General features: G+C 42.9%; 19 protein-coding genes. 11 read left to right on the top strand and 8 right to left on the bottom strand.

The window, feature by feature from the left end; all coding sequences use genetic code 11:
• Positions 1 to 95: 95 nt before the first annotated feature.
• A complete protein-coding gene (locus tag KDM92_RS06005) occupies positions 96 to 638 on the bottom strand; it encodes a glycosyl-4,4'-diaponeurosporenoate acyltransferase CrtO family protein (protein ID WP_212683502.1) in 543 nt (180 codons plus the stop codon).
• 363 nt (positions 639 to 1,001) lie between these two features.
• Here KDM92_RS06005 and KDM92_RS06000 point away from each other — a divergent pair, with 363 nt between their 5' ends.
• The 3 genes from KDM92_RS06000 (at position 1,002) to KDM92_RS05990 (ending at position 3,105) form a co-directional block, all read left to right on the top strand.
• Positions 1,002 to 1,541, top strand: a complete 540-nt coding sequence (locus KDM92_RS06000; RefSeq protein WP_212683501.1) for a PH domain-containing protein — start codon at positions 1,002 to 1,004, stop codon at positions 1,539 to 1,541.
• A gap of 112 nt (positions 1,542 to 1,653) precedes the next feature.
• Positions 1,654 to 2,286: a methyltransferase domain-containing protein gene (locus tag KDM92_RS05995; protein ID WP_212683500.1), complete on the top strand. Its 633-nt coding sequence runs from the start codon at positions 1,654 to 1,656 to the stop codon at positions 2,284 to 2,286.
• Positions 2,287 to 2,295: 9 nt separating this feature from the next.
• Positions 2,296 to 3,105: an FkbM family methyltransferase gene (locus tag KDM92_RS05990; RefSeq protein WP_212683499.1), complete on the top strand. Its 810-nt coding sequence runs from the start codon at positions 2,296 to 2,298 to the stop codon at positions 3,103 to 3,105.
• An 82-nt stretch (positions 3,106 to 3,187) separates the two neighbouring features.
• On the opposite strand, the gene KDM92_RS05985 is transcribed toward KDM92_RS05990, so the two are convergent.
• The 4 genes from KDM92_RS05985 to KDM92_RS05970 form a co-directional block, all read right to left on the bottom strand.
• A complete protein-coding gene (locus KDM92_RS05985) occupies positions 3,188 to 3,574 on the bottom strand; it encodes a potassium channel family protein (RefSeq protein WP_212683498.1) in 387 nt (128 codons plus the stop codon).
• A 109-nt stretch (positions 3,575 to 3,683) separates the two neighbouring features.
• On the bottom strand, positions 3,684 to 4,406 hold the full coding sequence (locus KDM92_RS05980) for a DUF3667 domain-containing protein (RefSeq protein WP_212683497.1): 723 nt from the start codon (positions 4,404 to 4,406) through the stop codon (positions 3,684 to 3,686).
• A 93-nt stretch (positions 4,407 to 4,499) separates the two neighbouring features.
• On the bottom strand, positions 4,500 to 5,237 hold the full coding sequence (locus KDM92_RS05975; RefSeq protein WP_212683496.1) for a hypothetical protein: 738 nt from the start codon (positions 5,235 to 5,237) through the stop codon (positions 4,500 to 4,502).
• Positions 5,238 to 5,570: 333 nt separating this feature from the next.
• Positions 5,571 to 6,815, bottom strand: coding sequence for an alpha/beta fold hydrolase (locus KDM92_RS05970; protein WP_230408201.1), 1,245 nt, complete (start codon positions 6,813 to 6,815; stop codon positions 5,571 to 5,573).
• A 73-nt stretch (positions 6,816 to 6,888) separates the two neighbouring features.
• Here KDM92_RS05970 and KDM92_RS05965 point away from each other — a divergent pair, with 73 nt between their 5' ends.
• The 6 genes from KDM92_RS05965 to KDM92_RS05940 all read left to right on the top strand — a co-directional run bounded on the left by KDM92_RS05965 (position 6,889) and on the right by KDM92_RS05940 (position 11,822).
• The gene (locus KDM92_RS05965) at positions 6,889 to 8,364 is read left to right on the top strand and encodes a serine hydrolase domain-containing protein (RefSeq protein ID WP_212683495.1); all 1,476 of its coding nucleotides are present in this window, start codon (positions 6,889 to 6,891) and stop codon (positions 8,362 to 8,364) included.
• Positions 8,361 to 8,735: a DUF6249 domain-containing protein gene (locus tag KDM92_RS05960; protein WP_212683494.1), complete on the top strand. Its 375-nt coding sequence runs from the start codon at positions 8,361 to 8,363 to the stop codon at positions 8,733 to 8,735. Before KDM92_RS05965 ends, KDM92_RS05960 begins: the two co-directional genes overlap by 4 nt.
• Positions 8,716 to 9,324 carry an RNA polymerase sigma factor gene (locus KDM92_RS05955; protein WP_230408220.1) on the top strand — a complete coding sequence of 203 codons (609 nt, stop codon included), beginning with the start codon at positions 8,716 to 8,718 and terminating at the stop codon, positions 9,322 to 9,324. Before KDM92_RS05960 ends, KDM92_RS05955 begins: the two co-directional genes overlap by 20 nt.
• The gene (locus tag KDM92_RS05950) at positions 9,321 to 9,638 is read left to right on the top strand and encodes a hypothetical protein (RefSeq protein ID WP_212683492.1); all 318 of its coding nucleotides are present in this window, start codon (positions 9,321 to 9,323) and stop codon (positions 9,636 to 9,638) included. The genes KDM92_RS05955 and KDM92_RS05950 overlap by 4 nt, the downstream gene beginning before the upstream one ends.
• A gap of 318 nt (positions 9,639 to 9,956) precedes the next feature.
• On the top strand, positions 9,957 to 10,589 hold the full coding sequence (locus KDM92_RS05945) for a CatA-like O-acetyltransferase (RefSeq protein WP_212683491.1): 633 nt from the start codon (positions 9,957 to 9,959) through the stop codon (positions 10,587 to 10,589).
• 198 nt (positions 10,590 to 10,787) lie between these two features.
• Entirely contained in the window at positions 10,788 to 11,822 is a 1,035-nt protein-coding gene (locus KDM92_RS05940; RefSeq protein WP_212683490.1) for an OmpA family protein, read from the top strand.
• A gap of 102 nt (positions 11,823 to 11,924) precedes the next feature.
• Here KDM92_RS05940 and KDM92_RS05935 read toward each other — a convergent pair whose 3' ends face one another.
• A complete protein-coding gene (locus KDM92_RS05935; RefSeq protein WP_212683489.1) occupies positions 11,925 to 12,626 on the bottom strand; it encodes a hypothetical protein in 702 nt (233 codons plus the stop codon).
• A 350-nt stretch (positions 12,627 to 12,976) separates the two neighbouring features.
• Between KDM92_RS05935 and KDM92_RS05930 the strand changes: the two genes are divergently transcribed.
• On the top strand, positions 12,977 to 13,567 hold the full coding sequence (locus KDM92_RS05930) for a DUF2239 family protein (protein WP_212683488.1): 591 nt from the start codon (positions 12,977 to 12,979) through the stop codon (positions 13,565 to 13,567).
• Between the two features lie 69 nt (positions 13,568 to 13,636).
• Positions 13,637 to 14,089 (top strand): GIY-YIG nuclease family protein, encoded by a 453-nt coding sequence (locus tag KDM92_RS05925; protein ID WP_212683487.1) that lies wholly within the window; start codon positions 13,637 to 13,639, stop codon positions 14,087 to 14,089.
• A 158-nt stretch (positions 14,090 to 14,247) separates the two neighbouring features.
• Here the strand turns inward: KDM92_RS05925 and KDM92_RS05920 are convergent, their stop codons facing one another.
• A complete protein-coding gene (locus KDM92_RS05920) occupies positions 14,248 to 14,466 on the bottom strand; it encodes an addiction module protein (RefSeq protein ID WP_212683486.1) in 219 nt (72 codons plus the stop codon).
• Between the two features lie 181 nt (positions 14,467 to 14,647).
• Entirely contained in the window at positions 14,648 to 15,499 is an 852-nt protein-coding gene (locus tag KDM92_RS05915; protein WP_212683485.1) for a transposase, read from the bottom strand.
• Positions 15,500 to 15,564 lie beyond the last annotated feature (65 nt).

The following is a 15,564-nucleotide window of genomic DNA, read 5'->3' as shown; positions in this document are numbered from 1 at the left end:
ATAGAATCAGCTGCAGCAAGTAGGGTTTGCAAAATAGTTCGCTGAATTGTTGCAATCGCCAGGATATGATGCCTAGAGAAGGATGAATGAGGTAGCTAAGAGAACGTTCTTTTGCTTAACTCAATCGCTCTTTCTATACGAGGGCGATTGTAGCGTTGCAAGATAACTGGATAGAAGTTCAATAGGATATTTAAGACAAATAGCCATACAGATTTGAGCGCTCCATATCGTATAGCAACATAGATATTGAAAGCCAATACAATCAAGAAGATGAGTAAGTGACCTAATTCAGATTTTTTTGTTTGATGATGTAAGTTAATCAGTGCCTGCGTATTTTTCTCTATAGGATTAGATTTTCGTATGAGCTTTTCCCAACCGATTAAGACCAATATTTTTCTGAAAGCATCTACGCCGAAATAGGTGTAAATTTTTCCTCGGCGCTCCCATGCTTGCTGATTAAAGTAAGACGATTGCAATGCGCTCTTTTGGAATTCTATAAAAACAGAAACCCACATCATCAATAGAAAATTCAGTGCCCAAGAAAAAGTGAAGCTATCCAATTTCATGAAATAGACTAGGGCATAAACCGACACGATGCTGGCATGAAAAATTAAAAACAAGCTGACATTTCTTTTCATGAGTGATCCTTTTAATTACCCAAATATTGTGCTTTATCTTTGGTTTCGCTTGATATTTTCTGGGATGACATCACCGAAGACGATACCTGTGGCTGTTTTAGGCTACTGACTCTGCGGTGCTAATACATCGATTGGTATCGGAGTGTGAAGTATTTTAAATAGTTGGTCAAAATTAGTTTTTGATATCGGACTTTACGGAGAGGTTTTGCTCGCAGCATCATTAATGTGATGAAATGAAGTAAGAAATCGGATGTAGTCGAGCAGCAGAGCACGATACAAGAACGCAAATACGTGTTAGCGAATCAATCAACTTTGTGGCAGACTACGTGCTTGGTGTAACAATCACAAAGAGATAGAGATACGATGTTAGCTAATCAGACGATTGAAAAATCAGATACCAAAGATTGTCCAGTTTGTGGCGAGACCATCAAAGCAGTCGCGATTAAGTGTCGCTTCTGTAATACCGATTTACAAGCCTACGCTGCACAAGTAGAGCATGAGTCCGAACGCGTATTATTTGAAGGTCATCCAGCGACTATTTATAGCGTATGGCAATGGTTTGTTGTGGTGCCGACGCTCGGTATTGGCTACCTTTATTATTGGTTCAAAGCGCGCGGCTTACACTATGAAATTACTACCCAAAGGGTAAAGTTGGAACGCGGTATATTTTCCAAAGTAAAAGACAACGTCGAGCTTTTCACGATAGAACATTTCGATTTAAATTCACCATTTGGCATGCGTTTGATGGGTTACTGCATATTGCAACTTAGGTCGTCAGATACTAGCTATTCCGAGTTGCATTTGTACGGCATCAAAAATTTAGAAGCACTTGCCGATACCTTACGCGATTGTTCCATGCGTGAACGGACTAGACGACGTGTAACAGCGATCATTCATCCTTAGCTATAAATCGCCTACATCAAAGAGTTGAGTTTTTTGCTCCTAAAGTATAACTTTCTTAGTTGACTAATCTAGATTTTCCCTTCACCTATTTAAGTTTAAAAAGGAAAGAGTAATGACGGGCACTAGCAAAGCACTTATGCGACGGGTTCATGATCAACGGTTTGCAACACGCTATTTTGTCGGTAATGGTATTGATATCGGTTGCGGCTCCGATCCGATTGCGCAGTACCATGAACAGTTTCCTCTGATTACGAGTGTCAAGAGTTGGGATCTTCCGGATGGCGATGCACAGTACCTTGCTACTGTTCCAGATGCAAGTTTGGAATTTGCGCATTCTAGCCATAGCTTAGAACATATGGTCGATCCCCATATGGCGTTAATGAATTGGCTTCGAGTGTTGAAGCCAGGGGGGCATTTAATTGTGATGGTTCCTGATGAAGATCTTTATGAGCAGGGAAGATTTCCTTCGACATATAACGACGATCACAAGTGGACCTTTACGATTCATAAATCAACTTCGTGGTCATCTCGGTCAATTAACTTAATGCAATTGTTGTCGGAGTTTTCATTACAAGCTCAGACACTCAAATTAGAGTTGCTAGATGCAACCTATCGTTATCAATTAAATCGCTTTGATCAAACGCTGACGCCTGTGGCAGAATGCGGTATCGAGTTTGTTATGCGAAAACTGACTTCAGAAGAACTGAAAAAACGTGGACGCTACTCTTCAATTGAACATTTTTAAAGTCAAATAATGCCTATTGCTAATTTACGCCCCATTGCTTTCGTAATCGCAGCGACGAATCACGGAAGTATGTTAGTTAACCGCCACGACTATCGTTTAGTAGAGGGGGGCGGATATGGCGTGGGATACCAGCTATTAAACAATTCTGCTTTTGACCCAAGCGAAGTCGATTTTGTATTGCAACTTCTCAATACCCGCAAGGAATTAGGCGGTTCGGGAGTCGTTGCGATCGATTGTGGTGCGAACATTGGGGTTCACACTATAGAGTGGGCCAAGCATATGCATGGCTGGGGAGAAGTTATTAGTGTAGAAGCGCAAGAAAGAATTTTTTATGCACTTGCAGGCAATATCGCGATGAACAATTGTTTCAATGCACGTGCGATGTGGGCAGCGGTGGGCGCTAATAGTGGAACGATACAAGTACCTGCAGCGAATCACTTCGTGCCATCCAGTTTTGGAAGTTTAGAAATTCGAAAAACTGAACGCACTGAATTTATTGGTCAGACGATCGATTATTCGGCACAGAAAACGATAGAAACCAGATTGTTCGCAATTGACGATTTAGCTTTGCCGAGAATCGACTTCATTAAAATTGATATCGAAGGTATGGAAATGGAGGCGCTACAAGGCGCAAGTGAATCCATCACTCGTTGCAAACCGCAAATGCTGATAGAAAAGATTAAATCTAATGAGAAACAATTGACGGAGTTTTTGAAGGCGAAAGGTTATGTGATTTTTGGTTTGGGAATTAATTTGTTAGCGATTCATGAGTCCGATCCAACTTCGAAAAATGTTCGAGTGAATGTAGCATCGAAATAAGGAATAAATTGAGTGAATTAATTCACTGCTACAAGAATGAAAATAAGTCCGCTTGTTCAAATATCTAGCTTAGGAAAATCAATCAGAAATCCCGAGGTGGTGGATCAAGCGTAATTCCTAATTTATCTGCAATTTTTTGCAGACTTTTCTCTTGCCACTCCTGTTCGTCATGTGTGAACGCGCTCTTGTCGACGAGAATATTTGTGATGATGCTGGCGATGATCATGGGGATAATGCAAAAAATCCAGAAATGCGCAAAGACGATTGCCATCAGGCGACCTTCGATCGTCATTGGCGATAGATCTCCATAGCCAATCGTTAAAGAGGTGACACATGCCCACCATAGGCCATCAACAAATGTTTTGCTCTCTAAATGCGAGAATAGAAAAGCGGCTCCCAAAATACTGAGCACATACAGAATCAAGATAACTTGAATACGATTTGCGACGTATAACAATAATTTTCTCACTATCAATCTCCTCATATTGCACGGCAAACCGTCATGTACTCTGTTATTCGAACTTTGTCGGGCAGGCTTGCACCTGACCTAACTGTTGCTGCCAGCGTGTTTAATTGAACTAATTCAGATACTTAATAAACCCATCGTAACCCAGACCCAATAGCCACGCGCACATAGAAAACGTTGAGAATCCTAAAATATAAGCCGCCCCCGCCTTGACGTAGCTGAGCTTACTTTTTTGATCGAAGAATTGGCCGATAGCCCATGCCAAGTAGATAAAAATAATCACGCCGAATACGGTGTTTAGATTAAAGCCTGTCAATCCAAAGATGAGAACTGGAACGGCGATGAATAGCATTCCTACGCCCATGACGAAGCAAAGTAGGATCAAAATCTCAAAGAAATTCACGTCATGTTTTCTGAAGAAAATTCTTAGCCAACAGGCGATAAAAAATCCCATGATAATGTTGGCGTAGCCATAGTGAGAATGAATCCAATTCGAAATAGCCAGTTCGGTTGAACTGATATTTGTGCCTATATTGTTTGCGACTTTCTCTATGTGAAACAGGTGCGCTATCAGTGTATAAATTAAAGAAGTAACGATAATGAAAATAATTGGCTTTACAAGCCGTGAGCGATTTTCAGTTATATATTCTTTTACCGACGCCCCTGGACGCAGTAGTAGCTCTCTCATCGTAAAGAGAAACCCTTTTTCGAAATGCAAAACGTGCTCAATCTCGTGCACAATAAAATGTCCATCGATGCGCTTGAGTTTAACTGCCTGCCCACAATGCGAACAAAAATTTCCGTGAATCTTGTGCGTGCAATTTTTACAGTTCATAGATGAATAGGGTAAAAAAATGGTGAGGTAGCTTGGTGTATGGAAAAATCTGAAAACGCGACGGACGAGAGGAACAATTCATGGCTTCAACGATTAACAACCTAGGCGCTGGATGCTAGCGACTAATTTTGCGTGTTCATTCTTTCCTGCTTTGGAGGACAAATACAGCTCGGTACGTTCACCGTTGTAGAAGGTATTGCGTAAAATGAAATCGAGTTTGCCATCCCTATCTAGGTCGCCGCTCCAGATCACATTAATTGATTCTGTCTCAACATCGCTTGGCTCTTCGTTTGGCTCGATGATTTCAGTGATGAATTGTTTGAGCTTGGCATTGCTCAAATAGATTTTGCATTTGAGGGGCTCGGTTTTTGATTTGGATTTCGCACATTGGTGTTCGACTCGTAATTGTTCACTGCCGAATTGATAGATCTCCGCGCTTTCTGCTTTTACCGCTTTTTGAACTACACCATCTTGCAGCCAGCTCGCTTTAATGAACAATAGCGGAGTCGTTTTCCCCTCGCTGACCAATTTACCCGTGTAACTCGCTTTGTTTGACTTTTCGTCAGCGATTGCGTCATAGACTTTACTCACTTTCGGCATACTCTTTCTGAGTACGCTTTGCTTGCCTTGTTCTTCCAATGCGAACCAATTGCGAGCAATCCCATACGACAGTGGAATTTCGCCTCCATGATATTGAGCAGCTTCCATAATCTCGACACCACTTAATTGCTTAGACAAAGTATCGACCTGCCCATGTGTCGTGTTGCTGATGCTGCTTATACTAGTGATGAGACTTAGTACTAGGATCTTGCGAGTAAATTGATTTTGCATCTTAGATACCATGTGTGGTGTTTAATGCTAGGCGTAGAGAATTTACTCAATTGTAACCAAGTTGTCGCGATGTTCAAATTGATTTTGCGTGGAATTGTTTTCGGGTACAGCCGTACTATCCGTGCCAGCTCTGTATTGAGAAATACAGTTACAAGTCAATATCACACAGATTACTCTGGATTGTTATCGAATTTGTGAGGCAGAGGTGCATTGTGCAGCATCTCTCGCTGAAGAAAAATGCTGCACGGATAATGAATGATTGTAGTCAATTGATACGATTTTTCGATCACCATCTTTGTTCGATCAGATTAGACTACATGTTTGTTAAGTATGCTAATCGCGTTTCATTTGCATCGTATCCAATACTTCGATGATTTTTTGTTGAAACTCAGCAGATTCATCTTTGTGAATTTGATGGCCAGAGTTAGAGAACATAAATAAGCCTTTTTTCGAAGCTACAACATTTTCAAAATAATTGACCGTGATTGGCGTCGATGTTTGGATATCATTTTTCCCTACCATAAAATAAATAGGGCACTTGACGGTCTTTAACGTTTTTGGAAGGTCGATCGCCATCACCTCATTCCAAGCTGGTGACCATGTTTTTGACCACTGTATAAAACCGTTTTTGAACTCCGCACTTATGGCGAAGGATTTTCCTTCTCTGAAGAACAGCCATTTTCTTAAATAGAATAAGTCTTCATCGACTTTAAAGGGAATATTAACCTGAGCCAGTTCTTGACTAGCCGTCGCGTTCTCTTTTAACGACTCTTTTAGGATCTCAAGTAATTGCTTCTCGCTTTCTAATTGGCTCACGACTGGATTCACTGCAAAGTAGGCATGTAATAGTTCAGGGTGATTTCTGACTATGTAAAAACCGAGAGCATTTCCCCAAGAGCTACCTAGAAGATAAATTTTCTCTTGATGTAACTCCTTTTGCAGAAAGCGTATTACTTCATAGGTATCTTTTCCCATCAAACTCACCGATGGCGTCATCGGCGAGGGATTCAATTGTAAAGTTTTGCCCGCATCTCTTTGATCCCATTGCACGACGGTGAATCTATCCTTTAAGGCGTTGGTAAATACCTTGGCGTTTGGCATCATGGAACTACCGGGGCCACCGGATAAAAAAAGCAAGATAGGGCGCTTGGCGTCATCGGTTTTGATTTCAATTGCTTGTTGAATGCCACCGATATTGGGTGTGTAAATTTGATCGATCTTTACTGGCGCTACATCAGATTGATTATTTGTATGTTCTATTACTAGCTTGGAACTTAATGATATTGCCGTGCCAGCAGAAGGTGATGAGGAAGAAAGATTTTTCAATTCTTTAGCATTCGTTACCGTCATCCCACATGAGATTGTGACCAATGCTGCAGTCAATGTTGCAAGCTGTACTGAACGAAAAATGTTTTGTGTTTTTGTCGCGAGTTTCATTTGATCTTCTCCTGTTTGGCGATGTTTGTACTTTATAGAACAGAGAGGTCGTAAATGAGAGAAAAGCGATGAACAGCGATATTCTGGGAATAGAATGAAAAACTTCAAATTATTTTCAGAATTATTTAAGATTAATTTCAAATTCATGAATCCAAATTGATTGATTCCAGTATCTAAGTTGGTAGGTCATCACCCAACTTAGAAAGGATGCAAAATGAAATTAATCAAGAAATTCTGTGGATTTGTGGGCGCGGCAGCAAGCGTTTGGCTGGCATCGTCTGCCATCGCAAGCGTCATCTCTTTTCCAAACACACCAGCAGCGCAGCTAGCCGCACAACGTCTTAAAGCCTTCAATGCCGGAGATGCTGCGTTGTTGAAAGCATTTAAAGATGCGCATGATTCGAATTTGTCGGTTGAGAACGAACTGGGTTTGAAAAAAATGATAGGCGAGTTAGAAGTTCTGCGTATTACGCCGAATGGACCACATCGTGTATCGATTATCTTGCGTGAAAAAGATGGAGATCGGGTTGGTACGATGAACTTAGAGGTTCATGAGAACAAACCAGATCAGGTGAAGAGTTTTGGTCTCACACCAATGCCAGTGACACCAGAAGATTTAATGCCGCAGCGATTAGCTGCGCAAGAAGCTTGGCAAAAGCTACAGCGTAAAGCAGACAAGTTGGTCGCCGAGGGAAGTTTTTCTGGTGTGTTTGCGGTGGCGCGGCATGGAAAAATCCTGCAACAACAAAGTTGGGGCTATGCAGATCAAGCTCGGCAATTAAAGAATACCAATCAAACACGTTTTCGCGTCGGTTCTATGTACAAGATGTTGACAGCCGTCGCGATTTTGCAATTAGTCGAACAGGGACGTATCACCATAGATGCACCCATTGCATCTTACTTGCCTAACTTTCCAAATAAGTCGTTAGCGAATCAAGTAACGATACAACATTTGCTAACCCATACTGGCGGAACCGGCGACATCTTTACCGACGAATATGCGAAGCAACGCACTTCAATTCGTGAGCACGCAGATTATTTGCGTCTATTTGGGGAACGCAGTACCGCGTTCGTGCCAGGTAGCCAAGAAGCCTATTCCAATTATGGATATGTATTGCTAGGCGCTATCATCGAAACGGTGACAGGTAAGCCGTATGATCGACATATACAACAAGCGATCTTGCAGCCCGCGGGTATGACGGATACGGGTACAGAGCCAGAAGAGAAGGTCAAACAAAAAATCGCGATCGCTTACACCAATGCAGAAACTGGCTTGATCGACGCACACGAGACTTTGCCATGGCGTGGTACCGCAGCGGGAGGCGGTTACTCGACGGTGCGTGATTTAGTCCGATTTGCTGATGCCTTACTGAAAGGTCGTTTGTTATCCGCAGAGTGGCTCGCTAAAGCAAGTCAGGCACAGGTACCTAGTCAACTCTATGGTTATGGATTTCAATTAGGCGGATCGAAAAATGCTAGCTATTTCGGGCATGAAGGTGGTGCCGAAGGAATGAATGGTGCCTTGCGCATCTATCCAGCAACCGGTGATATCGTTGTCGCTTTATCCAATTATGATCCACCAGCGGCAGATGGATTGGTGCAATATTACGCCAATCGCATGCCACTATATGTGCAAGCTAAGCCAAGTCAGACAACGATGCTTCGCAAACAGAAAGGAAACTCACCATGAGAATCGAATTCATTCTTCCCTTAATTTTGTGTTTAGCGCCGCTTTTAGCGGTGTGCGCAGTACTCGTGTATCGCCATAAGCAAACAAAGGCACGTTATCAAACCTTGATTTATTTAGCGGATAAAGGGATGGATTTGCCCGCGCAACTTATGACTGAACCGCAAGTCGTGTTTTGTGAACGTCGTCGTGGTATTACTTTAGTTAGCATCGGCGTGGGCATCATTTTGATGTTCTTAGTATTACCGATTGAATTCGACTCTGGCCATCAGATTGGTGAACTATGGGGTTTTGGTATTTTACCTTTGATCTCAGGTTGTGGTTATTTATTGAGTTGGTGGCTCAATCGTCGTGATGCAGAGCTCGCAAGATAAGGCTGCAGAAGCGCGAATTGATCAAGCCTTGGTTGTTCGGGCGCGCCTGAACAACGATCATCGTGCTTTTGAAATGTTGGTGCGCCGCCATCAAGGGATGGTGCGCGCCTTGTTACGTCGTTTGACCAAAGGTGATCATGCGGCGGCTGATGATTTAGCTCAAGAGACCTTTCTAATTGCTTGGCGCAAGCTAGATCAATTTCGTGGTGATGCGCGATTTTCGACTTGGCTCTATCGCATCGCGTATACACATTTCTTGAAATACGCCGATCAATTTCAGCGTACACATGATGAGTTAGCTGCCGTTGAAGATCGATCAGATTATGATGAAAACTTAGCTTTGAATGTACAAACAACTTCGCAGCACATAGATTTAAAAATTGATTTTGAACGTGCGCTGCAACGTTTAAATCGGAACGAGCAACTGGTCTTATTACATTGCGTTCAATTGGACTTAAGTCATGAAGAAGTCGCACAAATCTTAGGAATGTCTTTAGGTACCGTAAAGTCGAATGCGACGCGTGGCAAAGCAAAATTACAAACGTGGTTAGACGCATGGAAAAACAAAATGAAAGGGACAAACACGTGAATCATCCAATCGAACCCAATATTGATGCACTATTGCGGGATGTTTATGACGGGCCCGTAGCGGATGATGGCTTTACTGTTCGTGTCATGCAAAAAATTCCTGCACAAAGAAAGACACATCATTCTTACTTGTTCATCGCATTTGTTGTTGGTCTGTTGGCATTGATGTGGCAAGTGCTATCCAGCTCCTTGTTTGAGAAAGCTTGGCACGATCTTGCGCAAGCTCAGTTTTCTGTCACGGTAATGGTGTTATTTGCTGTTTTTTTCGGCGCTTCTTTGTTAATCTCTGCGTGGGTATTGACTGAGGCAGAGTAACTGTCTCGTGAATAAGAGTAATTGTTGACGAATCGGTGATTTGTTCGTCTGATGAAACTTCACTTACGTAGCGGCGTTGACAACAGTAGTGATGAATCCACATTCCTAGATTCATCTTCATAGATTCACATTCAGAAAGCCAATTGGCAGCCTTTGTGTAAGCATGGGTGATCTCTTTGTCCAGCGCAGTTGAGATTCTTTTCGGTATCATGTCGATATCCATCTTGATAGCCCCAAAAAACAATTGGGTGATCTAGCTCAAGCCTGCAACCTAAATATCAAGATATTTTTTGATATCTACATCCACACCAAATCAGCATGAAAAAAATTGATATCAACACCTGGAATCGACGAGAACACTTTGCGTTTTTTAGAAAAGTGGATTTGCCTTTTTATAACGTGAACACGCCAGTCGATATCACCGGATTATCTGAATGCGTTAAAGCAAAATCCATCTCATTAAACAGCACACTAATTTATTTGACGATTCAATCAATGAATCAAATCGAGAATTTCCGCTACCGTATTCGTGATGACGCCGTGTTTCTTCACGATGCAGTACACCCATCGTTTACTCATCTTAAAAAAGGGGAGGATTTATTCAGAATCATCACCATGGATTGTGGCAATGACTTACTGCAATTTGATCGCGATTTAAAACAAGCGGTTGAAGAATCGACGTGCTATTTCAATTTCAGTAAAGCAGCAGGGCGCGATGACTTGGTGTTTATGTCTTCTTTACCGTGGATATCGTTCACTGGCTTAGATCACACCTTAAGCTTAGACCGAGACGACGCAATCCCACGCGTCTCATGGGGGCGATATGTCAAGAATGGCGAGCAAACCATGCTGCCATTCAATATGCGCGTCAATCATGTGTTTGTTGATGGCTTGCACGTAGGGCTGTTCTTTGAAGAGTTTGCACGACAACTCAAGCGGGTGTTGGAGTAGGAGTGAATTTTTGATGAAGTAAGCAGCTCTGTTGAGCGTTTTTCGCAAACAAGTACTCAAAAACAAGTACTCAAAAACAAGTGTTCAACTTAGGGATGAAGAATGCGTCGGTTTTTTTAGCAACTAGCTAGGTATAAGTAAGGACTTTGATATCTGATTTGTTAAAATAAGCACACTTTATTAATTCTTTATTTGATTATGAAAAAGAAAATGATGACTGCCCTGCGTACCGGTTTATTGGTGGTGACGCTTGTCTCTCTTAGCTCGGTAAGTTCTCTTAGTTTTGCGCAGAGTAGTGATATTCCTAAAGGGCAAGATCATCCCTTGATACAGCGCTTTCAAGCTTCGCGTATGACTGGCTATTTACAGACTGAATGGACCGAGGCGGCAATTCCTCAAGCTAAAGTGACTAAGTTGGATGGCGCTAAGACGGCGGAGTGGAAACTAATTGAGGGCAAGGAAACACGTCTGCATTATCTTTCGCCAGTGGGCAAGACCACATTAGAAGTGCATCGTAATTATCGCGATGCTTTGTTAAAAGCAGGTATGCAAATCAATGTCAGTTGTGATCAAAAATGTGATGACCTATATCGTGTGTGGCGCGATCAAGCAAAGCCATTTGAGCGTCAGTTTAAATGGGATAACGGACATCACAATGGATTTAGTCATTATGACGCGATCGATAATCAAGAAGGGCGGTTGATTGTCGGTAGTTTTCCGGCCAATGGCAGAGTGCCCAAGACCCACGTGCTTGTGTATAACTCGCTAGCATTTGGTGGTGGAAAAAAAGTCGATCCTATGGTGTCTACTTTTATCCAAATTATCGAAGAAAAAGCCCAGCCAACGGGGCAAGTCAGTGTGAATGCGGATGCTTTAAAACAAAGTTTAGACAATACCGGCCATGTATCCTTATACGGATTGATGTTTGATACAGGTAAAACTGAATTGAAGGCAGAGAGTCAAACTCAGCTAAGCGAGTTGGCCAACGCGCTCAAAGCACAGAGTAATTTAAACATCATTGTCGTCGGACATACCGATAATATCGGTAGCATAGACAGTAATCTAAGTCTAAGCCAAGCGCGGGCTCAAGCCATTGTGCAAGCGCTGATACAAGCGGGTATCAATAAGCGCCGTCTCATTGCTAAAGGTGTTGCCAACTTCGCCCCGATTGCGACCAATAAGACAGAAGATGGGCGTGCAATGAATCGACGCGTTGAAATTGTGGTGCAATAGACTGACGCGATGAAACTCGTTCAACTCTGTGTGAATTTCTCGATGAAATCTGTGTAGAGAGGGTGTTTTTCCCTCTCATTAGTAACTTCTTCAAGTCTGAGTTTAGAGCTTAACCTTATTTTCCTTCGCTGCTTTCTCTTTGTCGGCTCGGTCAGCGTTAACTGCATTATTGAATGCCGCTTGTTCTTCAAAGAACAACTTACTTTGGTAGATATTAACGAACATTTCCGTAGCAAAGTTACCAGCGGCTTGTCTGATGTAGGCACTGTAGACATTTGCACAATGAGCTCGATGTTCTGCGAACGGAAGATTCATATCCGAAATTGCGCAATCGAGGTTTTTGATGGCCGCACCATCCGCACCGTAGGCCCATATCTGTGTGGTGTCTCGGATAAAGGTTGGCGCGCCAAATTTTTCAGCTAAGCTATCGACTACATTTTTTACCAGCATGGTATTGCGATCAAAGCGAAGCTGGCGTGTTATAAAAAGCGCTTTTTTGGATATATGACCAAAGCTGACGTCGATCGTGTCTTTGCAAACGTCATATGGGCCGACGCCTCCAGGCATCGGTGTGCCGCAGCCACGAATCTTGGCCAATGAAGCAGGCACTCCTGGCGCTGCTTTCCAACTCGCATAATCTACAATTTTCATATTTGCGTCGTGTGCTTTTAGAGCCGCTCGTACTTGATCGGCAGTCATTCCCAACTTGATGCCAACAATGTCACTGGGTTTATCGGCTGCCCATACAGGATTGGCGGTGCTTAACACAAACGAAATAACAGCAAGTTGGCGAAACAATTTCATATTAACTCCGGTCAAATAAAGAAGAGGCTAACTTTTTTCGCATTTTAATTGTTGAAGATAAAAATGTCATCTGCGGAATGATTGGCCTCAAAATAGATATCGATGTTTTGTCAATTTCGAGGCCATATATATAAATATCTGCAAATCGCGGCGCGAAGGCCAGATATCAGCAAAAAATATCATTGATCATTCTTTTCTAATTTTATACGGGTAAAATTGACTTTGCATATTTACCCGGGTATTATTTGTTCTTGGACATCAGCTTAGCTATTAAGTTAGTTGCCATCTAAGTTACCCCTAAACGCAAGATAAACAAGGTCTTGGCAAGCGAAGCATATCAAGGATGAAGTATGAAAAATTACACAGTGTTTTGTGAAGATCGCGTCCTCAAAGCAGGGGCGTTGGAAGAAGTAGCTTTGTACCTAAAGGGCCAGACCGATGCGCAACAACTGTTTCAAGGCCAATTTCAAGTGATTGACGATCATTTGGGTGATGCGATTGATCTTGATTTAAGCGGAAGTAAATTGACGGTGAAAGAGCGCTATACAAACTATGAGAAACCAGTCGAACCTACAAACGAGGAGAAGCAGCCAGAGAGTCGCTCGCGTGGGCGTCCTAAATTGGGCGTGGTCTCAAAAGAAGTCACTTTGTTGCCGCGTCATTGGGAATGGTTGGCATTGCAACCAGGTGGTGCATCGGTGGCGCTGCGTAAGTTGATTGACGAGGCACGTAAGCAAAGTGGTAGCGAAGATCAGATGCGTGCAATGCAAGAGCGCACTTATAAAGCCATGTCGCACATCGCAGCCCATCTGCCCAATTATGAGGACGCACTGCGCGCCTTGTTTGCACTAGATCAAGCAAAGTTTTTGCAAATGATTGAGGCTTGGCCTGTCGATTACAAAAATTATTTGATACGACTGGCTGGCTTAGTGACAGCATAGTAGCGGCTGAATAGCCACTTAGTGCTGACCAAATTGATACGATAAAGATTCTTTTGGAGAGAAGAAAACATGAAACAAGATATGCTAAAAAATCAGCAAGATAATATGCAAGATAACAAGCAAGACAGCACGCAAGACAAGAAGCAAGACGATCAGAGTAGCGGTCAGCAAAATCATAAGCACAAGAATAAAAAAGGACGAGAAGATTACAAGCAGCAAGATGATCGTGCTGGAATCTATCGCGTGCACAACATAGAAACTGGCATGCAGTGGATCGATAGCAGTGCCGACGTGCAAGGCGCAATAAATCGCATGCAGTTCGAACTCAAACTCGGCAGCCACCGACGCCATGCGCTGCAAGCCGATTTCAAAGTCTCAGCAGGGAAAGCACTGCAATTCGACATTCTCGAACGCATATGCAAGAAAGTTGATCCAAGCTGGAATTTACAAGAAGCGTTAGAGCAAGCTCGAACACTTTGGCGAGAAGAGTTTGCTGCGAGTGGGGCGTTTTATGGGGCTTAGGTTTGTGTTACCAAACCGTGCAGGTGTTTTATTCTTGAGCATTTAGTTCGATTACTTGGCTATCGGGGATTTTGGGTTAGCTGATTGGTTTCGACATTGTGGACTTGAAATGTCAAATGTAATGCCTGACTCCATGCTTGCAAAAACGACCACAAAACTCATATGCTAACGCCAAGTTTTTGGGCTATTTGATCGAGACCGATTCCTGCAGGCTTGGCAGATGCGCGCTTAGCTAAGCGACGATCAAGCTCCGTTTTTTGTGCTTCGGTAATTGGAAAGTCAGAACTACGAGTGGCAACGCTATCCCACAAATCTTCTACCAACTGAATCCGTTCCGCAATATCGAGTTGTTTGATTTCATCAAGTAAAGCGCTCATTTTTCCCACCTAAATTGTCACTGTGCTTCTTGATTATAGAAGGTTTTTTTTGGTAATAGTATAAGTCGATTTTTTTGGGAGTATGTCGTGATGTTAAAACTGACCCCGTTTCCGAGTTGAACTGACAGTATATTCTAGAAATCTTGCATGCCAATACTTTCGCCTTTGGGTTTCTGCAAAATCATCGATCCCCAGAAACAATACGGCTAACACTCGAATAATGTAGCCCCAAGAAGCGACCGATCTCTGTCAATTTATATCCGTGATAAAGATGCGCTTCTTTGATTTTTTCGTCTCGCTGGGTTTTAATGAGTTTTTCTCTATCTTCAAACAACTCCGTTAAAGCAGGGCGATTGAGAAGGCGTTGCGCTCGTGGTACCTCGTCCATTTTTTCGGAGTCTTGAATGTAGGGGCGCAAAGCTTCTACAAAATCCTCGCCACCCAATAGTACTTGCCCCTTGAGCTGACCCCATGGCGATGCTTGGTCGATACCTTCTAGTACAAACTGTCGATAGCGTTTTCTAGCATTGGATTTTCTGCTGGAGAATTGGCTCAAAATCCACTCTGTGCTGAGCCAAGGCATTTCACTTCGCGCCCCCATCATGGCAGCATAACTAGACCAGCCGTATTGCTCGGGCAAGTCGACCATTTTGGCGCGTACAGGGTTCAGCACGACATAGCGACATAATTCAAGCAAGTAGCTATCTTTATCGACCAAGATGGCTTTGTAACGCCCTTGAAACACATGCCCAACGCGAGCATGCCTGCGATTGAACTGCTGCGTGTACACGCCGTTTAGTTGCCGCATCCCTATCTGCAAATTCGCATCGGGCGTTTCAATCAACAGATGGTAATGATTGTCCATCAAGCAGTAGGCGTGACAAATCCAATTGAATTTCTCCACACAATGGACCAATAGATCGAGGAAATACTGCTTATCCTCATCACCAAGATAAACCGCCGCCCGCGCATTGCCACGCGAGGTGATGTGATAAACGGCTCCGGGGAAGTTTAGGCGTAGTGGTCTGGACATGGGGTTTAGTCTAGTTCAGAAATGTGTTATGTCAAGACTTGACCCCATATTTTGCAGAAATGTGT

Source organism: Affinundibacterium baiyunense, from assembly GCF_018139645.1.
Lineage (GTDB): Bacteria > Pseudomonadota > Gammaproteobacteria > Burkholderiales > Burkholderiaceae_D > Undibacterium > Undibacterium baiyunense.
This window is presented reverse-complemented; position numbering and strand designations above follow the sequence as displayed.